Origin of the sequence: Streptomyces sp. NPDC007205 (assembly GCF_040634095.1) — a bacterium.
GTDB lineage: Bacteria > Actinomycetota > Actinomycetes > Streptomycetales > Streptomycetaceae > Streptomyces.
Map to the genome: position 1 here is coordinate 101343 of NZ_JBEYEW010000022.1, position 22454 is coordinate 123796.

The window sequence follows — 22454 nt, forward strand, 5'->3', positions numbered from 1 at the left end:
CAGCTCTCACGAAGGGGAGTGCCGAAATGGCTGATGGCCGCAAGTTTCATGACGAACACGCACAAAAGCTCCAGGCGAACGTCATCGACCGGTACGAGTCCGTCAAGAAGCAGCTCGGCAGGCTCCAGGGCACGATCGACATGATCGAGGCCAACTGGACGGGGCACGGAGCCAACGCGTTCAAGGGGAAGCAGCACGAGATCAACCAGCACATGGCAGCCATCGGGCGCATGCTCGAGGACTTCCTCGAGGGCGTCAGCCTCAACAAGAGCGACAAGCACAAGCTTGAGGACGAGCTCCACTCGACGATCTCCAAGATCGAGGTTGACGCCGGCGCGAACACCTCGGCACTGAATCTCTACTGACGGAACCGAAGGAAGAGGAAGACATGACCGGCACACCGCACTACCAGGACCTGTCCGTCAAGTACGGCACCCTGGACGCGCTGGCAACGGAGCTCGGCAACGTGGCCAAGCAGCTCGAGGACGACCTGACTGCTCTGAAGAAGGGCGTTCTCGACGTGGCCGAAGGCTGGGGCGGCGAGGCGTACGACGCCTTCCAGCGCAAGTCGACGAAGTGGGACCAGCACGCCAACGGCATCCACCAGGCGCTGCTCTCGATTACGCAGCGCGTCCACGCAGCCGGCGGTGACTACCGCGGCGGTGACCTCAAGGGCGCCAGCTACTTCGAGTGAGGCACGCGCACTCATGACAGCGGGGGTGGGCACGCGCGGGAGGTGCCCACCCCCGTTTTTCATTTCGGCGGCACAGGCCAACTGAGCACATACGGGGGCGATTGTCCGTGACGGAGTCATCACAAGCGCAGCACGCGGCCGGCAGCGCACACCCTGTCGGTATGCAGCTGAACCAGTTTCCGGCCGATCAGACAGGGGCCGCAGGACCTTCTGGGCTGGCCGGAGGGCAGAAGGACCTCGTGTCCTCTCCGGCCCAGAATCGAGCCGCGGCCCAGAAGATCGAGACGGACATCGAACCTCAGACCAAGGACGCCGGGGCCGCGGCGGACCACGACACCAACACAGCGGTCAAGGCCTTCCAGCCCAAGGACGGAGACGGCTGGCTCACGTCGGCAGCCCTCAAGAGCGCCCACGAGACGTGGGGCCACCAGGTGGTCACCCTGATGAACAGGTTGTCGCACGAGAAGGCCGCGCTGCGGGGCAACGCCACGCTGCAACACGGCACAGACATCGGCGTGGGCTCCGGCGTTCGCGGGATCTCCGCGTTGGACCGGCTCTGACGGCAGCAGGCGCACATAACGGGGAAAGCGTGCCGACCTACCACGAGATCATGAATACGGACCTGTCCGCGCTCACCACGGCCGCCGAGAGCTGGGACGGCATGGCGAAGAAGTTCCACGCACAGGAACTCGCCTACAAGCGTGACGTGCACGGAATAACCCTGACGCAGGTGGGCCTCAGCGTGGAGGCCGCCAGCGCCCGCTTCCAGGTCACTCTGAAAGAGTTCCAGAGGGCCCAGACCGAGGCCAAGGCCGTCGCCTCGCTTCTCCGCGAAGCGAACACGCAGTTCACGAGCCTGCGGGGCAAACTCGAATCGGCCCGCAAGGACGCCGTGAAGGCGGGCATGAAGGTGTCCGACCAGGGTGTGGTGTCCTTCGACACCGAGAAGCTGAGCAAGGGCGAGCGCACCGCCTGGGTGCACGACCGCGACTATCAGGACAGCGTCCGCAAGTCCGTCAGCTCCTGGCAGCAGCTCATCGACCAGAGGGTGAAGGACGTCGGCGACGCCGACGTGGACGTCCAGCGTGCGCTGACGGCCGTGGTGGTCGACAGCGACACCGGTGACGGCGTCGTGGGGGGCTTCAACGGGCAGGCCAAGGGGCAGATTGCCGCGTACCCGCCACAGAAGGACGTGGGCACAAAGCCTGACGGGCACGGCGGATTCAAGCTGACAGGGCCAGGCTTCGGTTACAGCATCAGTGGCGACCCCAAGTACGGCAAGGAGGGTTCGGCCAAGGTGTATGCGGACCTCTTCCACTTGACCTGGAAGGGGTCGCACACCGACGGTGCGTGGAAGCTTTCGGGGATAGGCGACGTCTACGGCGGCGCCAGGGCCACCGCGAACTATGGATTCAGCGACAAGGGCGTCAGCGGTAAGGCTGAGGCATCCATAGGAATACGGGACCTGGAGGAGGTCCGGTTGGACTACGGCGATCTGGGCGGTGTCTACGGGCGTACGGACGGATTCGCGGGTGCCGAGGTCGGCGTCACTGCCAAGGCGACCAAGGACGAGGCGACCGTCGGCGTCAAAGCGTTCTACGGGGCGAAGCAGAGCATCGCCGGCGGCGTGGAGGTCGCAGGGATCGGTATCGGCGGGACGGCCGAAGCCGGGGTCGGTGAAGGTACCGATGCCTGGATCGGCTGGAAGCACAAGAACGGTGTCTGGAAGTTCGGCGGCAGAGGATTCGCCGCAGCGGCCGTGGGCGGGGGTGGAGGAGTCGAGATCACCGTCGATACCCACAAGTTGGGCAAGGCCGTCGACAGCGCGGCTGACGCGGTCGGTGATCTCGCCGGCTCCGTCAAGGACACCCTCGGCGGGCTGCTCTGATCTGTTTCACCATGGAAGGAGGGCCTGAGTGCCCACGACACTGCCGGTGCCGATCGAGTTCCGGCTGCCCGAGGGCTGGCTCCCCGCCCGTCCCGAGGGGGTCGCCGACCCCGGAGTGGCCTTTGCCGCAGTGCATCCCCACCCGGACGCCGGGTTCGCTGCCAACATCACCGTCGACGGCGGGCTTCCCTTGGACGGGGTGACACTGGCCGATCTCGCCGACGCGTCGGCCAGGCGCTTGGACGAGGTCGCCGAGTCGGTCACGGTGACCGACCGCCGCGAGGTCGGCTCCGTCGATGCGCCCGCCCTGACCCAGAGGTTGGCCTTCTCGGCCCTCGTCGGGCAAGCGCGCCGCGACCTCGTCCAGTCCCAGGTGTACCTTTCCCTGGTGGACGTCGAGGACCCCCACCGGCGCGCGCTGATCAGGCTGGCTCTGACGGCCACCGCAGCGCGGCACGATGCGGTGCTGCCGGACTTCCAGGAGTTCGTCCGCACCGTTCGCGCGGACACCACGGCCGAGGCGTGATGATGGGCCGCCTTCGGAACAGTTGGGCCCGCTACCGGGATCGGCGAACCGGCACCAAGTATCCCGAGAGTGGAGTCGTACCGCGGCCCGCCCAGGAACTTCGCGCCGCGTTGCTCGCTCTCAACGAGGCGGAGGTGCCGTTCCGCGTGCGCAATGCTTCGGGAGCGGAGAAGGCGGACCTGGTCGCGGAGTGGCAGATTGTGCTGCCCTACTACGGCGACGCGCTCTCCGCCAACGAGGTGGAGCGGACCATGAAGACCCGGATGCGCTTCGTTCACGCCACGCGTGAGGTACATGTCCTCGACGAGGTACGGGAGGTGGCCTTGGTCGGCAACCCCCCGCGGCGGGGTTTGTCGCGCCAGTGGAGTCGCGGACCGTACGTCCAGCGACAGTGGACGTACGAGCGTGGCCCGGACGGCCGTCGGCACAAGGTCATCCAGTTCGACTCGCGGACCATGCGGGATCCCCTTCGGGAAACGGTCCTCGAAGCCGGATGGACCTGGCGCGGAGTGTTCAAGCTGTGACCGGACGCCGTTGAGCCTGGAAGCACAGAGTCACGGGCGTGGCTTCTTCACCGCGTTCGCAGGAGCCACGGCCATCGTCGTCGCTGTCGTCCGCCGCGGTCCCCACCGTCGACGTGGCAGGGTGGGGGGCGGACCCATTCGTCCGCCCCCCGCCCCTCGACCGCCGTGACCGCCGAGCGTCTGCGGCTCACTCAGCAGTCGACGCTGACCAACCCCGTCTGCACCAGCATCTTCCCCCGCCTCCGCGAGACGAAGACACCCCGCCCCGCGGGCATCGGCCGTGGCCGTATCCCGCCGAGGAGGTCCCCTTCGCTCGGGTCACCGGCCAGGACCACGCCTTGCGCGCCCAGCTCCGTCATCCGCTGCATGAACGCCTCGAACGAGGCCCGCCCCGCCCCCGCCGTCGAGCGCGCGATGATGAACCGCACGCCGACATCACGGGCGAACGGCAGCAGCTCGGTGAGACCGCCCAACGGGTTTCCGCTGGACGTCGACACCAGGTCGTAGTCGTCGACGACCACGTACACCGTCGGGCCCCGCCACCAGCTCCGCTCCCGCAGTTGCTGGGCCGTGACGTCGGCGGTGGGCGTGCGTCGCTTCATCAGGTCGGCGAGGGCCACCATGTGGTGGTCCATGGCGTTGGACATCGGGATGTACTCGGCCAGATGCGTGGCCGGTGTGACGTCCAGCAGGGACCGCCGGTTGTCGACCACGAAGAACTTCGCCTCGTCGCCCGAATGGCGTTGCGTCAGCTGTGTGATGAGCAGCCTCAGCAGGTTCGACTTGCCCGACTCACTCTCGCCGAAGACCAGGAAGAACGGGTCCTGCTCGAAGTCGACGAAGACAGGTTCGAGGTTGTCCTCGTCGAGGCCGAAGGCGACGCCGTGCTGCGGGAAGCGGTCCCCCGGCGGCAGTTGCTCGGCGGGGAGCTCCCGCGGGAGCAGCCGGACCTGCGGCGCCCCCGGCGCCTGCCAGTGCCGGGAGACCTCGGCCGCCAAGGCCGCCGTCGCGTCGGCCAGGTCCGTGTCGGACGTCAGGCCGTCTATTCTCGGCACCGCCGCCATGAAGTGCAGTTTCTGCTGTGACACACCGCGACCCGGCACACCTGCCGGAACATTCGCTGCCACCTTGCGGTCGATCTCGGAGTCCATGGTGTCGCCGAGCCGCAGTTCGAGGCGGTTCATCAGATGGTCCTTGAGGTTGGCCCGGACCTCCATCGAACGTGATGCCGTAAGGATCAGATGGATGCCGTAGCCGAGGCCGCGTGACGCCATGTCGAGGATGGCCGGTTCCAGGCTGTCGTAGTCCGAACGGAAGTTGCCCCAGCCGTCGATCACCAGGAACACATCGCCCCACGGCTGGTCGGTGACCGAGATGTCGCCGCGCGCCCGCCGGGTGCGGAAGTCCGCGATCGAGGCGATGCCCGACGACCGGAAGTACTCCTCGCGGCGCCGCAGTACGCCGTACACCTCCGACACCGTACGCCGTACCCGCTCCGGGTCCAGCCGGGAGGCGACACCGCCGACGTGCGGCAGGCCGCTCACCGCCGCCATGCCGCCGCCACCGAAGTCCAGGCCGTAGAACTGCACCTCGTGCGGCGTGTGCGTCAGCGCGAAGGAGCAGATCAGGGACCTCAGCAGGGTGGACTTGCCGGACTGCGGACCGCCGAGGATCTGCAGATGGCCCGCGGCCCCGGAGAAGTCGAGCCACAGTGGCTCACGGCGCTGTTCGTACGGCTTGTCGACCAGGCCCGCAGGGATGACGAGGCGTCCGGCGCCCTCGTAGCCGGGCTGCGTGAGTCCCCGTTCCGGTACGGCCGTGAGCTTGGGCAGCAGCCCGTCCAGCGAGGGCGGGTTGTCCAGCGGCGGCAGCCACACCTGGTGGGCGGCGGGCCCCTGTGCCTCCAGCCGGCGCACGATCACGTCGAGCACCGTGTCCGCGAGGGCGTCGTCGACCTGTGACGTCGGCTCCTTGCGCTGCTGCGGCACCGATGCGTACTGCAAGGGCACCTCCGCGGCGGTGAACAGCACCGGCCGTCGGTCGACGGGCAGCGGCCCCCCGGCCGATGCGGTCTGCCTGTTCCCGGAGCGGTACACGCCGGAGACGTACGCCGCCTTGAAGCGCACCATCTCGTCCGTGCCGAACTTCAGGAACCCTGAACCGGGGACGTTGGGGAGTTCATAGGCGTCGGGGACGCCGAGTGCCGCACGGGACTCGGCCGCGGAAAAGGTGCGCAGGCCGATGCGGTACGAGAGATACGTCTCGAGGCCGCGCAGACGGCCCTCCTCCAGACGCTGCGAGGCCAGAAGCAAGTGCACGCCCAGCGAACGGCCGATACGGCCGATCTGCACGAACATCTCGATGAAGTCAGGCTTCGCGGTCAGCAACTCGCTGAACTCGTCGATCACCAGGACGAGGGACGGGATCGGCTGAAGCGGAGCGCCGGCCGCGCGAGCCTTCTCGTAGTCATGGATGTTGGCGTAGTTGCCCGCGTCGCGCAGCATCTCCTGGCGGCGGTTCAGCTCGCCGCGGATCGAGTCGCCCATGCGGTCGACCAGAGTGAGGTCGTCGGCCAGATTGGTGATGACCGCCGCCACGTGTGGCATCTGCGCCATGCCGGCGAACGTCGCACCGCCCTTGAAGTCGGCGAGGACGAAGTTCAGCGTCTCGGAGGAATGGGTCACCGCGAGCCCGAGCACCAGTGTGCGCAGCAGTTCCGACTTGCCGGACCCGGTGGCTCCCACGCACAGACCATGCGGGCCCATGCCCTCCTGCGCGGCCTCCTTTAGGTCGAGCATCACGGGGCGGCCGTCCACGCCGACACCGATGGGTACCCGCAACCGCTCCGCCAGCCCACGTGGCCGCCAGGTGCGCTGGGGGTCGACGGACGCCGCGTCTCCGAGGTTGAGGAGGTCGGTGAACTCCAGGTTTGCCAGCAGGGGTTCGTCGTCGTCACCGCCGGAAGCGAGGCGCAGCGGGGCCAGTTGCCGGGCGAGGGCTTCGGCGGACTCGTAGGACAGGGTGTCCGGCGTGCCCTCGTAGACCTCACCGCTCGACGACTCCAGGCGCAGGGTCGTGGGCCGCACCACGACCGCCAGGTCACCTCGGACGGCGGTGAGTTCGCCGGGTACGACCTCGATGACCGTGACGCCCTGGAGCCCTTCGAGGTTGGCCAGGGCGGAGTCCGGCGGCAGGGAGACACCATCGAGGACGATGACGATGTGAGGCTCCTCAAGGAGCGGCATGCCGCCCGGGTGGAACCGCGGGCGGCCGGAGAGGCGGTCGGCCAGCAGGCTTTCCAGATCGCGGGCGTCCGGGCCGATCAGCCGGCGGGCGCCCGCCCCGTCCATGGCACCGTCCGCCTGAGCGTGCGGCAGCCACTTGGCCCACTCCCACAGCGGGAGCGTGTCCTGTGCGGCCGCCACGGCGAGGATCAGATCCCCCGGAGAATGCAGCGCGGCCAGCGAGCCGGTCAGGGCACGGACACAAGAGCGGACAGATTCGGCGTCACCGCTGACGGTGACGTGGTAGAAGGCGCGCAGTGACACGGCCATCGGCAGGTCGTTCAGATTGCCGTGGACGTCGAGGAAACGCTGCATGGCTCCCGCCGTGAGCGGTTCCAACCGGCCGGCCGGGCCGGTCTCGGGGGCGACAAGCGGCGTGGCCAGTTCCTGGGCGCCCAGTCCGATGCGCACTTGGGCGAAGTCCTCGTCGCCTGGACGGCGTTCCCACACCCGGCTGCCCTCGGCGACCAGAGCCCACAACTGTTCGGGTGAGGGGTGCAGGTAGTACTGCGCATCGCGCTGTGTCTTCGCGGTCTCCACCGCCGCATGCCGGATCTGTGACAGATACCGCATGTAGTCGCGCCGTACGTCGGCGAGTTGGCCCTGGGAGCCGCGCCGGAAGCGGACCACCATTGCGATGGACATGGCGACCGTGGACGCGATCATCACCATGCCCATGATCTTCATGAACGGCTGTCCGTTCGTGAAGAAGAAGACCACCGAGCCACCCATGCCGAGCGTCGGCAGCAACTGCATGAGGACGCTCTCGTGCTGACCCCGGGGCAATTCCGGGGGAGGCTGGAGAACGACCTCTTCCGTGGGCACTTCGGACGGCAGCGCCCGAGGCGGGCGCTTCACGACGATGTGACTCACTGCTCCCCAATTCCTTTGCCGGGCCTCAGGGTGAGGTCCGCCCCCCGTTGATGGACGGACGCAGGCCGCCGCGTGATCCTACTGACTCACGAGTGACCGGTGCGGGGTAGGGTGCCGGTGGTTCGCTTGAGCACACGCGAACACACGCCGCGAACCGGGGAACTCCGTGCGAGGCGTCACCGCATGCCACCCGTGGCGGAACCGGACGGCGCCGTCCGCGTCACCCACCGGCGGTTCCGGCCGGGGAAAGACGCAGGATTTTCACATCACTGACGCAGAGCCATCACTGAGGGGGAGGCACAAGGTGAGCACGACGGCCAGGGAGGCAGCGGTGTCCGGCGTGGGATCGGGATCGGGGCTCGGTTTCTGCCGGGTCACGATCGTCGCCCCCGACAGCCGGATAGACGTGGCGCTGCCCGACGACATCCCGGTCGCCGACATCTACCCGGAGATCCTCCGGCTCTCCCGGCAGAGCCCCGCCGATGGTGAGCCGGTCGGCTACCACCTCGTACGCAGGGACGGCACCGTTCTCGACAGCGCGCGCTCCTTTGCCGCACAACGGATTCTCGACGGTGAACTGCTCACGCTGCGCCCCTTCTCCCAGTCGTTGCCGCCAGCCGTCTACGACGACGTCTCCGAGGCGGTCGCGTCGGCGGTGACCCGGCACCGAACTCTGTGGAGCGACGACCTCACACGCGCCGCGGGGCTCGCGGGCGCGGGCGTCCTGTCGTCCCTGCTCGCCTTCGTCGCCTGGAACGCCGATCCCCGGCACGACATGCACAGCCTGCCCGGGATACTCGCGGGCGTCGCCGGAGTGCTCTTCGCCGTGTTCGCCGCTGTACGGGGCCGGATCTACGACGACCGGGGCTCGGCGACAGCCCTGGGTCTCGGTGCTCTTCCTAATGTGGGCCTGGCCGGATCGGGCCTCCTCTCTCTCGCCCACGGCCAGGGCATCGGCAAACTCCAGTTCCTGCTCGCCTGCGCGGCGGTTCTGATCGTCTCGGTCATCCTGACGCTGTGCACACCGGGCGGGGACGCCCCGTTCGTCGCCTTCGTCGTCGCGTCCGTGATCGGCCTGATCACCGTCTTCACGGCGATCCTCGTGCACTGGACACCGAAGGAGATCGCTGCCCTGTGCGCGCCGGTCGCGGTGGTCGGCCTGGCCTTCCTGCCGGGACTGTCCATGCGCTTCGCCCGGCTGCCCATCGGCTTTGACCCGCCGGACTCCGCCCCGAGCAGCGTCTACGGCACGGAGACCGCCGAGCAGGCACCGGTCGACATGACGCGGATCGAGGCTCAGGCCCGCCGTGGCCACGAGATCCTTGTCGGGCTCGTCGGCGGCTGTGCGCTCACCGCGCTCGCCTCCTGCGCGGTGCTCGGGTTCTCCGACGACGTCTGGGCCCACCTGCTCGCCGGTGCGACGGCGGTGGCGCTGCTCATGCGCGCCCAGCTCTTCCGCTACACCGGGCAGGTCGCTCCGCTCCTGTTGGCAGGTCTCGGCTCACTCGTCCTGCTCGGTCTCGGCCTGGCGCTCAACCCGCCGCACGCCGTGTTGCGCGAGGCACTCACCGGAGACCGCTCCGGCCTCGACATCCGTGCGATCTGGCTCACCGCGGCCATCGCAGCTGGTGTGGCCCTCGTGGCAGCCCTGGGTCTTATCCTCCCGCGCCGGGGTCTCAGCCCCTTCTGGGGCCGCTTCCTGGAGATCGTCGAAGGCTTCGTGCTCCTGACACTGGTGCCCCTTGCTCTTGCTGTGTTCGACGTGTACGCGACGGCCCGCGCGATGACGAGCAAGTGACCCAGGCCGACCTCGTCGGCCTCCTGGTCCCCCCCCAGCGGCAGCGGAGGAAAGGGATTCAGCAGCGTGAGCTTCGGCCCGCCACCGTCCATGCATACCCAGCCCACCCAGTCCGCGCCGGCGGTCGACCCGTCGCGGGACAGACGCCGCAGGCGCATCCTCGGCGCGGTCGCCGCGGTGGTGGCCGCCGTCGTGTGCCTCGGCGCGGGTCTGGTCTGGTACCACTCGATCGGCCGGACCAAGGGGCAGACCGACGCCAAGGCGGTCCAGCAGGCTCCGGACGCCGTGCGCGAGACCCTGGAGAAGGCCCCCGTCTCACCGGAGGGCGAGGTCGTTGTCAAGCACAACGAAGGCAGCCTCACCGGCAAGCAGCAGCGGTTCGCGCCCGCCACCTGGGCCACGGGCAAGATCGTCGCGCGGGCCCTCGCCAACCGCATCGAGGGCTACAAGATCGAGCCGCACCCTGACTGGGACGCGAAGGCATGGACCCTCCAACTGGGTGGCCACATCTGTGCCGTCAGCCGCGACGTCACCGCCGACGGCCGGACCGCCGTCGTGGTTGAGCCCGGGCGCACCGACGCCCCCCAGAACGGTGTCTGTGACGAGGTGCTCATGGTCGATCTCGACACCGGCAAGAAGATCTGGCAGGCAAAGATGCCGGCGGCCGAGGGCGCCACCATCACCGGCACGAACATCTCGCTGACCCGGGGCGTCGTGGCCATCGCCTGGGACGACGGGTCGGTGGCGTACGCCATGGAGAGCGGCAAGCGGCTGTGGAACACGCTCGGCACGAACCAGTGCCACGACTCGGCCTACGTCGGTGGTGGGGCCCTGTTGGCCCTCGTCAAGTGCGGCGACTCCAGCGAGCCCACCTACCGGGTGGAGAAGCTTGAGCCGCGCACCGGCAAGGTCCTGTGGCGCTACGCAGTCAGCAACGGTCTGCGGACCATCTACCTGCCGTCAGCAGACCCGCCTGTGATCGCTGTTGAGGCGGGGGACTACCGGGTCACAGACCTGATCACTCTGGATCCGGAGAACGGCGAGCGACTGGCCACCATCTCGATGAACGGCTACGACCCCAAGTGCGGCGGCAACGTCGAGGGCTACTTCGACGCCGTCGACAAGTGCTACGGCATGGTGGTCGGCCGAGACCGGGTCTTCGTCATGAGCAAGGACACCCAAGACGTCATCACGAAGCCCGAGAACCAGATCACGGCCTTCGACCTCAAGACGGGCACCGTCGTCACCAGGTTCGAGGGACGGCCCTTCCAGCAGGTCGTCCCCGTCCGCATGAACGGTGAAGACCTGATCATCTTTCGTAGCACCCTGGACGACGTGCAGCCGGCCGCCGTGGTGGACTGGAATCTGCGGACCGGCAAGGAGACCCCATACCTCCTGTTCCACCTCCCGGAGGACGATGAGAACGAACTCAGCGACCCGGAGCAGTCGGACATCCTCTACGAACAAGGACACGTCTTCTTCGCTCGCCGCATGCTGGCGCGCGACGTCGTCCATCCGAAGAACCCGGTGCTCTCGGTGATCGGAGTGGGCACCGCAGGGCTGAAACACTGAAAGAGAAAGGGCGGCACGCATGCGTGCCGCCCTTTCTCACGTTCCGCTCACTGCGCCGCAAGACCGCCATTGCGCTCGCTGGGCTCCAGATCGAACTCCCCGTCCCGCGCGCCCAGCACGAACGCCCGCCACTCCGCCTCGGTGTAGCGCAGCACGGTGTCGTGGTCGAGGGAGGAGCGCATCGCCACGGCGCCGTCGGGCAGGTACGCGATCTCGACGCGCTCCTCGTGCTCCTCCGTGCCGGGTGCGCAGTGCCACTCCACGCCCGAGATGTCGAGCGCGTACAGCTCGTCCCGCTCCCGCTCCTTGCGGGCCTTCATCTCCGCTTCCGTCTCCGTCATCGTGGCGTGATCCCCTTCCGGCCTGCGTACGGTCCGGCGCTCACCCTAGTGGTCCGCGGCGTCCCGCCCGGGCGGTTTCCGGAGCGGGGGAAAGACGCCGGCCACCTGCTGGTACCCTGGGTGACGGCCGTTTGTGTACGCACCCCCGGAACTGTCGGTTCTGGTGGCCGCGCCCAGCGGATCCCCGCCTCCCGAGTAACGGAAGCTCCCCCGAGATGTGGACCGGGGGCACTCGGTGGCACTCAACAGACTATGAGGAGTACGCGTGTCGCTCGACGCCGCTACGAAGAAGCAGATCATCGCCGAGTTCGGTACCAAGGAGGGTGACACCGGCTCCCCCGAGGTCCAGGTCGCTATGCTCTCCCGTCGGATCTCCGACCTGACGGAGCACCTCAAGACCCACAAGCACGACCACCACTCCCGTCGTGGCCTGCTGATCCTCGTCGGTCAGCGCCGCCGCCTGCTGCAGTACCTGGCGAAGAAGGACATCGCCCGGTTCCGTACGCTGGTCGACCGCCTCGGCATCCGCCGTGGTGCGGCGGGCGCCAAGTAGTACGCCGTGAAGGGAGCGGTTCCCGGTAGCACCCGGGGACCGCTCCCTTCGTCGTACATGCGGAAACGTGCGGAGTGTCACTCACGCTTTGTAGTGTGGTAGCACAACGCAATACGCACGACACAGAACGGCGTACGAGACAGCACGACGTACGACGAAGAACGAGGAGAAGCGCTCCTCGCCGCCGCCGGTCCTCGGTAGTGGCCCCCGGGGGATGCGAGCCCCGGGTGCTTCGATCGAAGACCGGCCCGCACCAGACGGCGCGCTTCTCCACCACCGTCCCCCTGTCACACGGGCAGCCAAGGGACGAAAGACGATATGTAACGGAGAAAACGCTAGTGGAGAACGAGACCCACTACGCCGAGGCCGTCATCGACAACGGCACTTTCGGCACCCGTACCATCCGCTTCGAGACGGGCCGCCTGGCCAAGCAGGCCGCCGGCTCCGCCGTGGCGTACCTGGACGACGACACCATGGTGCTGTCGGCCACCACCGCCTCCAAGAACCCCAAGGACCAGCTCGACTTCTTCCCGCTGACGGTGGACGTCGAGGAGCGGATGTACGCCGCCGGCAAGATCCCCGGCAGCTTCTTCCGCCGTGAGGGCCGTCCCTCCGAGGACGCCATCCTCACCTGCCGGCTGATCGACCGCCCGCTGCGCCCGTCCTTCAAGAAGGGCCTGCGCAACGAGATCCAGGTCGTCGCCACGATCATGGCCCTCAACCCCGACCACCTGTACGACGTCGTGGCGATCAACGCCGCGTCCGCGTCCACGCAGCTGGCCGGCCTGCCCTTCTCCGGCCCGATCGGCGGCGTCCGCGTCGCGCTGATCAATGGCCAGTGGGTCGCCTTCCCGACGCACACCGAGCTCGAGGACGCCGTCTTCGACATGGTGGTCGCCGGTCGTGTCCTGGAGGACGGCGACGTCGCGATCATGATGGTCGAGGCCGAGGCCACCGAGAAGACCATCAAGCTGGTCGAGGGCGGTGCCGAGGCGCCGACCGAGGAGGTCGTCGCCGCCGGTCTGGACGCCGCGAAGCCCTTCATCAAGGTCCTGTGCCGTGCCCAGGCCGACCTCGCCGCCAAGGCCGCCAAGCCGACCGGCGAGTTCCCGATCTTCCTGGACTACCAGGACGACGTCCTGGAGGCCCTGACCGCCGCGGTCAAGCCCGAGCTCGCCCAGGCGCTCACCATCGCCGGCAAGCAGGAGCGCGAGGCCGAGCTGGACCGCGTCAAGGGGCTCGCCGCCGAGAAGCTCCTGCCGGAGTTCGAGGGCCGCGAGAAGGAGATCTCCGCCGCGTACCGCTCGCTGACCAAGGCCCTGGTCCGTGAGCGCGTCATCAAGGAGAAGAAGCGCATCGACGGCCGTGGCGTGACGGACATCCGTACGCTGGCCGCCGAGGTCGAGGCCATCCCGCGGGTGCACGGTTCCGCGGTGTTCGAGCGGGGCGAGACCCAGATCCTGGGCGTCACCACGCTCAACATGCTCCGCATGGAGCAGCAGCTGGACACCCTCTCCCCGGTGACCCGCAAGCGCTACATGCACAACTACAACTTCCCGCCGTACTCCACCGGTGAGACCGGCCGCGTCGGCTCCCCCAAGCGCCGCGAGATCGGCCACGGAGCTCTCGCCGAGCGCGCGCTCGTGCCGGTGCTGCCCACGCGCGAGGAGTTCCCGTACGCGATCCGTCAGGTCTCCGAGGCGCTGAGCTCCAACGGCTCGACGTCCATGGGCTCGGTCTGCGCCTCCACCATGTCGCTGCTGAACGCCGGTGTGCCGCTGAAGGCCCCGGTCGCCGGTATCGCCATGGGCCTGATCTCCCAGGAGATCGAGGGCGAGACGCACTACGTCACCCTCACCGACATCCTCGGTGCCGAGGACGCCTTCGGCGACATGGACTTCAAGGTCGCCGGCACCAAGGAGTTCGTGACCGCCCTCCAGCTCGACACCAAGCTGGACGGCATCCCGGCCTCCGTCCTGGCCGCGGCCCTCAAGCAGGCCCGCGACGCCCGCCTGCACATCCTCGACGTGATGATGGAGGCCATCGACCGGCCCGACGAGATGAGCCCGCACGCCCCGCGGATCATCACCGTCAAGATCCCGGTCGACAAGATCGGTGAGGTCATCGGCCCCAAGGGCAAGATGATCAACCAGATCCAGGAGGACACGGGCGCCGAGATCACCATCGAGGACGACGGCACGATCTACATCGGTGCCGCCGACGGCCCCTCCGCCGAGGCCGCCCGCGCCACGATCAACGGCATCGCCAACCCGACGATGCCCGAGGTCGGCGAGCGCTACCTCGGTACGGTCGTCAAGACGACCACCTTCGGTGCGTTCGTCTCCCTGCTGCCCGGCAAGGACGGTCTGCTGCACATCTCGCAGATCCGTAAGCTCGCCGGCGGCAAGCGCGTGGAGAACGTCGAGGACGTCCTCGGCGTGGGCCAGAAGGTCCAGGTCGAGATCGCCGAGATCGACTCCCGCGGCAAGCTCTCCCTCGTCCCCGTGATCGAGGGCGAGGAAGACTCCTCCGACGAGGCGAAGGACGACGCCGAGCAGTGACGTCCCGTAGCTCCAAGGCGACGGCCCGCACCTCTTCGGAGGCGCGGGCCGTCGCCCGTACCCAAACCCTCATCAAGGGCCAGAACGGCATCGGCACGGTCCGTAAGACCACCCTCCCGGGCGGCCTGCGCATCGTCACCGAGACCCTGCCCTCGGTCCGCTCCGCGACCTTCGGCATCTGGGCACACGTCGGCTCCCGCGACGAGACGCCGGCCCTGAACGGCGCCACGCACTACCTGGAGCACCTGCTCTTCAAGGGCACGCGCAAGCGCAGCGCGCTGGACATCTCCTCCGCCATCGACGCCGTCGGCGGCGAGATGAACGCGTTCACGGCGAAGGAGTACACGTGCTACTACGCACGCGTGCTCGACACCGACCTGCCGCTCGCCATCGACGTCGTCTGCGACATGCTGACCGGCTCCCTCATCCTCGAGGAGGACGTCGACGTCGAGCGCGGCGCGATCCTCGAAGAGATCGCCATGACCGAGGACGACCCGGGCGACTGTGTGCACGACCTGTTCGCGCACACCATGTTCGGCGACAACGCCCTCGGCCGCCCCGTCCTCGGCACGGTCGACACCGTCAACGCCCTCACCGCCGACCGCATCCGCCGCTTCTACAAGAAGCACTACGACCCGACCCACCTCGTGGTCGCCTGCGCCGGCAACGTCGACCACGCCAAGGTCGTACGACAGGTCCGCGCGGCCTTCGAGAAGGCGGGCGCCCTGGGCAACCTGGACGCGCAGCCCATCGCCCCGCGCGACGGCCGCCGTACGATCCGCACCTCCGGCAAGGTCGAACTGCTCGGCCGCAAGACGGAGCAGGCGCACGTCCTCCTCGGCATGCCGGGCCTCGCCCGCACCGACGACCGGCGCTGGGCCATGGGCGTGCTCAACACCGCCCTCGGCGGAGGCATGTCCTCCCGCCTCTTCCAGGAGGTCCGGGAGAAGCGGGGCCTCGCCTACAGCGTGTACTCGTACACCTCCGGCTTCGCCGACTGCGGCCTGTTCGGCGTCTACGCCGGCTGCCGGCCGAGCCAGGTGCACGACGTGCTGAGGATCTGCCGCGACGAACTCGACCACGTCGCCGCCAACGGCCTCACCGACGACGAGATCGCCCGCGCCGTCGGCCAGCTCCAGGGCTCCACCGTCCTCGGCCTCGAGGACACCGGCGCGCTGATGAACCGCATCGGCAAGAGCGAGCTGTGCTGGGGCGAGCAGATGTCCGTCGACGACATGCTGGACCGGATGGCGGCGGTCACCCCGGACGAGGTCCGCGAGGTCGCCCGCGACATCCTGGGACAGCGCCCGTCGCTGTCGGTCATCGGCCCGCTGAAGGACAAGCAGGCCGCGCGGCTGCACGACGCCGTCGCCTGAAACACCACCGGTTAGGAAGCAGGAACATGAGCAAGCTGCGCGTGGCGGTCCTCGGTGCCAAGGGCCGGATCGGGGCCGAGGCGGTCAGGGCGGTCGAGGCCGCCGAGGACATGGAGCTGGTCGCCGCCCTCGGCCGGGGCGACACGCTGGAGACGCTGACGGCGGCCGGTGCCCAGGTCGCCGTGGAGCTGACCACCCCGGACTCCGTCATGGACAACCTCGACTTCTGCGTGCGTCACGGCATCCACGCGGTCGTCGGTACGACGGGCTGGACCGAGGAGCGCCTCGCGCAGCTGAAGGGCTGGCTGGACCAGTCCCCGGAGACCGGTGTGCTCATCGCGCCGAACTTCTCCATCGGGGCCGTGCTGACCATGAAGTTCGCGCAGATCGCCGCGCCGTACTTCGAGTCGGTCGAGGTGGTCGAACTGCACCACCCGAACAAGGTGGACGCCCCGAGCGGTACGGCCACGCGCACCGCCCAGCTCATCGCCGAGGCCCGCCGGGCGGCCGGTACGGCACCGGCACCGGACGCCACGGCCACGGCCCTGGACGGTGCGAGGGGCGCGAGCGTCGACGGGGTCCCGGTCCACGCCGTCCGCCTGCGCGGCCTGCTGGCCCACCAGGAGGTGCTGCTCGGCGGCGAGGGCGAGACCCTCACCATCCGCCACGACTCCCTGCACCACAGCAGCTTCATGCCGGGCATCCTGCTCGGCGCCCGCCGCGTGGTGACCACTCCGGGCCTGACCTTCGGCCTGGAGCACTTCCTCGACCCGAGCTGAGACAGACCCTGCCATGCGCGCGAAGATCTCCTACCTCATCACGGCCGCCGTCCTCGTCTTCTACTTCGTCCTGGTCGGCAGCCGCGGCGTCATGCTCATCGAGTCCGGCACGGTCGTCACCGTCACCTTCGGGGTCGCGGTGCTGATCCTCCCGGTCATCGGCCTGTGGTTCCTGTGGAAGAACACCCAGTTCGTCCGCAAGGCCAACGCCCTCGCCGCCGAACTCGACACCGAGGGCGGTCTGCCGGTCGACGAGCTGAAGCGCCTGCCCAGCGGCCGGATCGACCGCGACTCGGCCGACGAGGTCTTCGCCAAGCGCAAGGCCGAGACCGAGGCGGCCCCCGACGACTGGCGCTGCTGGTTCCGCCTCGCCGTCGCCTACCACGACGCCCGGGACACCCCCCGCGCACGCAAGGCGATGCAGAGGGCCATCGCCTTGCACGACGGCCGCCCAGTCCGACCCTGAAGCCGGCCGCGGGTGCGGGGTGGGCTGGTCGCGCGGTTCCCCGCGCCCCTGGGTAGCTGCGATGCCGTCGGCCTTCGTGGCGCCGTAGCGGTGGGCAGTCGTGCCTCCCCCAGTGCCTGGGGGAGGCACCTCACCGCGAGCAGCGCCCCATCCCGACCCGGCCGGCACCAGCGCAGGGCGCCGTTCGCCGCCCGCCGACGGCCTTCATGCGCGCCCGCACTCCGCCGCCCACGCCTCCACCACGTCCGCCGCCCGGTCGAACGCCGCGGGGCGGCCCAGGAAGTCCAGCGTGTGGGTGGTCAGCAGCGGCGCCTGCTCCCCGGCCGCCCGGTCCTTGCGTACGAGCATCAGCGCCTGCCCCTGCACCGTCCGTGGCAGCCCCAGCCAGCGCACCGGCTGCTGCACCGTCCGCACGGAGATCACCCGCGCCCACGGCGCCGTACGCGTCACCAGGAAACCGACCTGGCGCAGCCCGCGGCCGCTCACCCACACGCCCATGCGCAGCAGCCGCAGCGCGCCGGCGATCACCATGAGCGCCGCGACGAAGACCGCCCCACCGGAGGAGACCGAGTCGGTCAGGGCGAGGGCGACCGCGGCGAACAGCACGAAGGAGGCGAACAGCAGCACCAGCGCAGCCGCGGCCACACGCCAGGGACCGGGACGGTAGGGGCGTCGCCAGCGCTCCCGGTCGTCGTACGGCAGCGCGCTCTCGGCGGCGGCCTCGAAGGTCCGGTCGGCCGTCAGGAAGGACAGGGGCACGGCTGGTCCTCACAATCCTTGTGTGAGCTGTGCCCGGTGAGGCTATCCGCCGGTGTTCGGGCTCACCACCCGTGGGCGGCCGGAAGGGTCAGTGCCCCTGGGAGGCCTGGGACTGCTGGGTCGGCGTACTGGACGGTATGGACATCGCGGGCATGGCGATGATGAGGGCTCCCACCAGCCCGGCGACGATCGTGAGACCCAGCAGCCAGCGGCCGGCCATCTCGCCGATGGACGCCCGCTGACGGGGCGGGGGAGCGACATTGCTGCGGAACCGGTCCGCCTCGGCCAGGAAGGCGAAGGGTACGGGCTCGCGGCGACGGAACATCGTGGGTACGTCTCCTTTCGGGGATCGAACGAGCAGGCCTCATCGGTACAGACGCTCGATTGACACAAAAGGTGCCCATGTCGGAAAAAATCCGTGGTGGGTTTTCTGAGGTGAGGTGCTGCCGTGGCCCGTGCGGGTGCCCCGTAAGGTGGGCGCGAACCACAGCTGTGATGGGAAGGACCCCAACCCCCGTGACCACCCCCGAGTCGCTCACGTTCCGCAGTGACGTCACCGTCGAGCTGGTGAAGTCCAGCGCTTCGGACGCCGACGTCCTCTTCGCCGCGCGGGTCTCCACCGCCGGCGAGCAGTCCCTCGACGAGCTGAAGAAGGACCCCGAGCGCTCCAAGGGGCTGATCAACTACCTGATGCGCGACCGGCACGGCAGCCCGTTCGAGCACAATTCGATGACGTTCTTCATCAGCGCCCCGATCTTCGTCTTCCGCGAGTTCATGCGGCACCGCGTCGGCTGGTCGTACAACGAGGAGTCCGGGCGCTACCGGGAGCTGCAGCCGGTCTTCTACGTCCCCGACGCCTCCCGCAAGCTCGTACAGGAGGGGCGCCCCGGCAAGTACGTCTTCGTCGAGGGCACTCCGACCCAGCGCGAGGCCGTCAGCAGCACCCTGCGTGAGTCGTACGAGCAGTCCTACGCGGCCTACCAGAAGATGCTCGCCGAGGGCGTCGCCCGTGAGGTCGCCCGGGCCGCCCTCCCCGTCGGCCTCTACTCCTCGATGTACGCCACCTGCAACGCCCGCTCCCTGATGCACTTCCTCGGCCTGCGCACCCAGCACGAGCTGGCCAAGGTGCCGTCCTTCCCGCAGCGGGAGATCGAGATGGTCGGCGAGCAGATGGAGGCGGAGTGGGCGAAGCTCATGCCGCTCACGTACGCCGCCTTCAACGCGAACGGGCGCGTGGCCCCGTAGGAAGCGCCTGCGAAGCTCTGTTCGCGCACCAGGAACGGATGTCCGGATCAGCCTGGCGAAGTGTCCGTATTGCGGCATTTAGAGAAGTTCATCTAGCCTGATCAAACGGACCCGGCACTGCTTGAACCCCCGAGCAGGCAGTGCCGGGCTCCGCATTTGTCCTGACTTTCCAGGCACCCCACGGGCAGACCACGTATTCAGCACCGAGTAGCGTGTTACCCATGGCTCTGACCTCGACTCCGCAGACCCCCTTCGGGCGGGTCCTCACCGCCATGGTCACGCCCTTCACGGCGGACGGCGCACTCGACCTCGACGGCGCGCAGCGGCTCGCCGCCCACCTGGTGGACGCAGGCAACGACGGCCTGATCATCAACGGCACCACCGGCGAGTCCCCCACCACCACCGATGCGGAGAAATCGGATCTGGTACGAGCCGTACTGGAGGCGGTCGGCGACCGCGCCCACGTCGTGGCCGGAGTCGGCACCAACGACACCCACCACAGCATCGAGCTGGCCCGCGACGCCGAGCGCGTCGGCGCACACGGCCTGCTGGTCGTCACGCCGTACTACAACAAGCCCCCGCAGGAGGGCCTGTACCGGCACTTCACGACTGTCGCGGACGCCACCGGCCTGCCGGTCATGCTCTACGACATCCCCGGCCGCAGCGGCGTCCCGATCAACACCGAGACCCTCGTCCGGCTCGCCGAGCACCCCCGGATCGTCGCCAACAAGGACGCCAAGGGCGACCTCGGCCGCGCCAGCTGGGCCATCGCCCGGTCCGGCCTCGCCTGGTACTCCGGCGACGACATGCTGAACCTCCCGCTGCTCTCCGTCGGAGCGGTCGGCTTCGTCTCGGTCGTCGGCCACGTCGTCACCCCCGACCTGCGCGCCCTCGTCGACGCATACACCTCCGGCGACGTCGTCAAGGCCACCGAGATCCACCAGAAGCTGCTCCCGGTCTACACCGGCATGTTCCGCACCCAGGGCGTCATGACCACCAAGGCCGCGCTCGCCCTCCAGGGACTGCCCGCGGGACCCCTGCGCTCGCCCATGGTCGAGTGCTCGCCCGAGGAGATCGCCCAGCTCAAGATCGATCTTGCTGCCGGCGGGGTACAGCTCTGACAACAGACTTGGCACCACACGGGCTTCACAACTGAAGAACAACAGAAGACGGCGGGCCACCGGTGCCCGCACCCCACAACGACAACTGCTTCTGCACGAACGTCATGCGCGCCACGTGCCCGACCGGTACGTGGCGCGCGTGCTGAGGAGGGTCTTTTGAGTCATCCGCATCCCGAACTCGGCCCGCCCCCGCCGCTCCCCGAGGGCGGCCTGCGGGTCACCCCGCTCGGCGGCCTGGGCGAGATCGGCCGAAACATGACGGTCTTCGAGTACGGCGGCCGTCTGCTGATCGTCGACTGCGGAGTGCTCTTCCCGGAGGAGGAGCAGCCCGGAATCGACCTGATCCTGCCGGACTTCTCGTCCGTCCGGGACCGCCTCGACGACATCGAGGGCATCGTCCTCACGCACGGCCACGAGGACCACATCGGCGGCGTCCCCTACCTCCTGCGCGAGAAGCCGGACATCCCGCTGATCGGCTCCAAGCTGACCCTCGCCCTGATCGAGGCAAAGCTCCAGGAGCACCGCATCCGCCCGTACACCCTCGAGGTGGTGGAGGGGAACCGCGAGCGCATCGGCCCCTTCGACTGCGAGTTCGTCGCGGTCAACCACTCCATCCCGGACGCCCTCGCGGTCGCCATCCGCACTCCCGCCGGCATGGTCGTCCACACCGGCGACTTCAAGATGGACCAGCTCCCGCTGGACAACCGCCTCACGGACCTGCACGCCTTCGCGCGGCTGAGCGAGGAGGGCATCGACCTCCTCCTCGCCGACTCCACGAACGCCGAGGTCCCGGGCTTCGTCCCGCCCGAGCGGGACATCTCCAACGTCCTGCGGCAGGTCTTCGCCGGCGCCCGCAAGCGGATCATCGTGGCGAGCTTCGCCAGCCACGTCCACCGCATCCAGCAGATCCTGGACGCGGCTCACGAGTACGGCCGCCGGGTCGCATTCGTCGGCCGCTCCATGGTCCGCAACATGGGCATCGCCCGCGACCTCGGCTACCTGAAGGTCCCGCCGGGCCTGGTGGTCGACGTCAGGACGTTGGACGACCTGCCCGACCACGAGGTGGTCCTGGTCTGCACGGGTTCCCAGGGCGAGCCGATGGCGGCCCTGTCCCGCATGGCCAACCGCGACCACCAGATCCGCATCGTCGAGGGCGACACGGTCATCCTCGCGTCCTCGCTCATCCCCGGAAACGAGAACGCGGTCTACCGGGTGATCAACGGCTTGACCCGCTGGGGCGCCAACGTGGTCCACAAGGGCAACGCAAAGGTGCATGTTTCCGGCCACGCGTCCGCGGGCGAGCTGCTGTACTTCTACAACATCTGCCGCCCGAAGAACCTGATGCCGGTGCACGGGGAATGGCGCCACCTGCGCGCCAACGCCGAGCTGGGAGCGCTCACGGGCGTCCCGCACGACCGGATCGTCATCGCCGAGGACGGTGTGGTGGTCGACCTGGTCGGGGGCAAGGCCAAGATCTCCGGCAAGGTCCAGGCCGGTTACGTCTACGTCGACGGCCTCTCGGTCGGGGATGTCGGCGAGCCGGCGCTCAAGGACCGCAAGATCCTCGGCGACGAGGGCATCATCTCGGTCTTCGTGGTCGTGGACTCGTCCACCGGAAAGATCACCGGTGGCCCGCACGTACAGGCCCGCGGCTCCGGTATCGAGGACGCGGCCTTCGCCGATGTCCTCCCGAAGGTCACGGAGGTGCTGGAGCGCTCCGCCCAGGACGGTGTCGTGGAGCCCCACCAGCTCCAGCAACTCATCCGCCGCACCCTCGGCAAGTGGGTCTCGGACACCTATCGCCGCCGGCCGATGATCCTCCCGGTGGTCGTGGAGGTCTGACGCACCGTCGGCAGCCGGCCGACGCGAGTCCGGAGCGGGGCGCCTCGATTTGCATCGGGGCGCCCTGCTCCAGTACGTTTACGGCTCCGCCCAACCGGGAACCCCAGCACTTCATGCGCTGGACACAGGTGCCCGGAGCGGGTGGGAAAACCGACTCAGAACTTCTGATAAAGTCGGAACCGCCGGAAAGGGAAACGCGAGAGCGGGAACCTGGAAAGCACCGAGGAAATCGGATCGAGAAAAGATCTGATA

General features: G+C 68.7%; 20 protein-coding genes. 16 read left to right on the forward strand and 4 right to left on the reverse strand.

Annotated elements, in window-relative coordinates:
* Positions 1 to 26: 26 nt before the first annotated feature.
* From ABZ624_RS29575 to ABZ624_RS29600, 6 genes are all read left to right on the forward strand, one after another.
* Complete coding sequence (locus tag ABZ624_RS29575; RefSeq protein WP_360095469.1) at positions 27 to 365, forward strand: WXG100 family type VII secretion target; 339 nt, start codon at positions 27 to 29, stop codon at positions 363 to 365.
* Between the two features lie 23 nt (positions 366 to 388).
* Positions 389 to 694, forward strand: a complete 306-nt coding sequence (locus ABZ624_RS29580) for a WXG100 family type VII secretion target (protein ID WP_360095472.1) — start codon at positions 389 to 391, stop codon at positions 692 to 694.
* A 239-nt stretch (positions 695 to 933) separates the two neighbouring features.
* Positions 934 to 1254: a hypothetical protein gene (locus ABZ624_RS29585; RefSeq protein ID WP_360095475.1), complete on the forward strand. Its 321-nt coding sequence runs from the start codon at positions 934 to 936 to the stop codon at positions 1252 to 1254.
* Positions 1255 to 1355: 101 nt separating this feature from the next.
* Positions 1356 to 2582, forward strand: coding sequence for a hypothetical protein (locus tag ABZ624_RS29590; RefSeq protein WP_360095478.1), 1227 nt, complete (start codon positions 1356 to 1358; stop codon positions 2580 to 2582).
* Between the two features lie 28 nt (positions 2583 to 2610).
* Complete coding sequence (locus ABZ624_RS29595) at positions 2611 to 3108, forward strand: hypothetical protein (protein ID WP_360095481.1); 498 nt, start codon at positions 2611 to 2613, stop codon at positions 3106 to 3108.
* A 146-nt stretch (positions 3109 to 3254) separates the two neighbouring features.
* Complete coding sequence (locus ABZ624_RS29600) at positions 3255 to 3632, forward strand: hypothetical protein (protein ID WP_360095484.1); 378 nt, start codon at positions 3255 to 3257, stop codon at positions 3630 to 3632.
* 191 nt (positions 3633 to 3823) lie between these two features.
* On the opposite strand, the gene eccCa is transcribed toward ABZ624_RS29600, so the two are convergent.
* Positions 3824 to 7789, reverse strand: a complete 3966-nt coding sequence (gene eccCa / locus ABZ624_RS29605; protein ID WP_360095487.1) for a type VII secretion protein EccCa — start codon at positions 7787 to 7789, stop codon at positions 3824 to 3826.
* 304 nt (positions 7790 to 8093) lie between these two features.
* Between eccCa and eccD the strand changes: the two genes are divergently transcribed.
* Entirely contained in the window at positions 8094 to 9587 is a 1494-nt protein-coding gene (eccD, locus tag ABZ624_RS29610) for a type VII secretion integral membrane protein EccD (protein ID WP_360095490.1), read from the forward strand.
* Positions 9588 to 9677: 90 nt separating this feature from the next.
* Entirely contained in the window at positions 9678 to 11159 is a 1482-nt protein-coding gene (locus ABZ624_RS29615) for a PQQ-binding-like beta-propeller repeat protein (protein WP_360095493.1), read from the forward strand.
* Positions 11160 to 11206: 47 nt separating this feature from the next.
* Here ABZ624_RS29615 and ABZ624_RS29620 read toward each other — a convergent pair whose 3' ends face one another.
* Positions 11207 to 11500, reverse strand: coding sequence for a DUF397 domain-containing protein (locus tag ABZ624_RS29620; protein ID WP_351240478.1), 294 nt, complete (start codon positions 11498 to 11500; stop codon positions 11207 to 11209).
* A 265-nt stretch (positions 11501 to 11765) separates the two neighbouring features.
* Here ABZ624_RS29620 and rpsO point away from each other — a divergent pair, with 265 nt between their 5' ends.
* The 5 genes from rpsO (at position 11766) to ABZ624_RS29645 (ending at position 17235) form a co-directional block, all read left to right on the forward strand.
* Positions 11766 to 12053, forward strand: a complete 288-nt coding sequence (gene rpsO / locus ABZ624_RS29625) for a 30S ribosomal protein S15 (RefSeq protein ID WP_360095496.1) — start codon at positions 11766 to 11768, stop codon at positions 12051 to 12053.
* Between the two features lie 338 nt (positions 12054 to 12391).
* On the forward strand, positions 12392 to 14614 hold the full coding sequence (locus ABZ624_RS29630; protein WP_360095499.1) for a polyribonucleotide nucleotidyltransferase: 2223 nt from the start codon (positions 12392 to 12394) through the stop codon (positions 14612 to 14614).
* Positions 14611 to 15990, forward strand: coding sequence for a pitrilysin family protein (locus tag ABZ624_RS29635; RefSeq protein WP_360095502.1), 1380 nt, complete (start codon positions 14611 to 14613; stop codon positions 15988 to 15990). The genes ABZ624_RS29630 and ABZ624_RS29635 overlap by 4 nt, the downstream gene beginning before the upstream one ends.
* Positions 15991 to 16016: 26 nt before the next feature.
* Positions 16017 to 16769, forward strand: coding sequence for a 4-hydroxy-tetrahydrodipicolinate reductase (gene dapB / locus ABZ624_RS29640; protein ID WP_360095504.1), 753 nt, complete (start codon positions 16017 to 16019; stop codon positions 16767 to 16769).
* Between the two features lie 13 nt (positions 16770 to 16782).
* Positions 16783 to 17235 carry a tetratricopeptide repeat protein gene (locus ABZ624_RS29645; RefSeq protein ID WP_360095507.1) on the forward strand — a complete coding sequence of 151 codons (453 nt, stop codon included), beginning with the start codon at positions 16783 to 16785 and terminating at the stop codon, positions 17233 to 17235.
* A gap of 204 nt (positions 17236 to 17439) precedes the next feature.
* Here ABZ624_RS29645 and ABZ624_RS29650 read toward each other — a convergent pair whose 3' ends face one another.
* Both ABZ624_RS29650 and ABZ624_RS29655 read right to left on the reverse strand, forming a co-directional pair.
* Positions 17440 to 17994, reverse strand: coding sequence for a hypothetical protein (locus ABZ624_RS29650; RefSeq protein ID WP_360095510.1), 555 nt, complete (start codon positions 17992 to 17994; stop codon positions 17440 to 17442).
* 88 nt (positions 17995 to 18082) lie between these two features.
* Positions 18083 to 18319 carry a hypothetical protein gene (locus ABZ624_RS29655; RefSeq protein WP_360095513.1) on the reverse strand — a complete coding sequence of 79 codons (237 nt, stop codon included), beginning with the start codon at positions 18317 to 18319 and terminating at the stop codon, positions 18083 to 18085.
* A 170-nt stretch (positions 18320 to 18489) separates the two neighbouring features.
* On the opposite strand from ABZ624_RS29655, the gene thyX reads away from it, so the two are divergent.
* The 3 genes from thyX (at position 18490) to ABZ624_RS29670 (ending at position 22202) form a co-directional block, all read left to right on the forward strand.
* Positions 18490 to 19239: an FAD-dependent thymidylate synthase gene (gene thyX / locus ABZ624_RS29660; RefSeq protein WP_360095516.1), complete on the forward strand. Its 750-nt coding sequence runs from the start codon at positions 18490 to 18492 to the stop codon at positions 19237 to 19239.
* A gap of 221 nt (positions 19240 to 19460) precedes the next feature.
* Positions 19461 to 20360 carry a 4-hydroxy-tetrahydrodipicolinate synthase gene (gene dapA / locus ABZ624_RS29665; protein ID WP_360095519.1) on the forward strand — a complete coding sequence of 300 codons (900 nt, stop codon included), beginning with the start codon at positions 19461 to 19463 and terminating at the stop codon, positions 20358 to 20360.
* A 156-nt stretch (positions 20361 to 20516) separates the two neighbouring features.
* Positions 20517 to 22202, forward strand: a complete 1686-nt coding sequence (locus tag ABZ624_RS29670; RefSeq protein ID WP_360095522.1) for a ribonuclease J — start codon at positions 20517 to 20519, stop codon at positions 22200 to 22202.
* Positions 22203 to 22454: the final 252 nt, after the last annotated feature.

Coding starts and splice junctions, on each gene's coding strand:
- ABZ624_RS29655 (WP_360095513.1), bottom strand. CDS start 18,319: ATGTTCCGTCGCCGCGAGCCCGTACCCTTCGCCTTCCTGGCCGAGGCG.
- dapA (WP_360095519.1), top strand. CDS start 19,461: ATGGCTCTGACCTCGACTCCGCAGACCCCCTTCGGGCGGGTCCTCACC.
- ABZ624_RS29580 (WP_360095472.1), top strand. CDS start 389: ATGACCGGCACACCGCACTACCAGGACCTGTCCGTCAAGTACGGCACC.
- thyX (WP_360095516.1), top strand. CDS start 18,490: ATGGGAAGGACCCCAACCCCCGTGACCACCCCCGAGTCGCTCACGTTC.
- ABZ624_RS29590 (WP_360095478.1), top strand. CDS start 1,356: ATGGCGAAGAAGTTCCACGCACAGGAACTCGCCTACAAGCGTGACGTG.
- dapB (WP_360095504.1), top strand. CDS start 16,017: ATGAGCAAGCTGCGCGTGGCGGTCCTCGGTGCCAAGGGCCGGATCGGG.
- ABZ624_RS29615 (WP_360095493.1), top strand. CDS start 9,678: ATGCATACCCAGCCCACCCAGTCCGCGCCGGCGGTCGACCCGTCGCGG.
- ABZ624_RS29620 (WP_351240478.1), bottom strand. CDS start 11,500: ATGACGGAGACGGAAGCGGAGATGAAGGCCCGCAAGGAGCGGGAGCGG.
- ABZ624_RS29645 (WP_360095507.1), top strand. CDS start 16,783: ATGCGCGCGAAGATCTCCTACCTCATCACGGCCGCCGTCCTCGTCTTC.
- ABZ624_RS29575 (WP_360095469.1), top strand. CDS start 27: ATGGCTGATGGCCGCAAGTTTCATGACGAACACGCACAAAAGCTCCAG.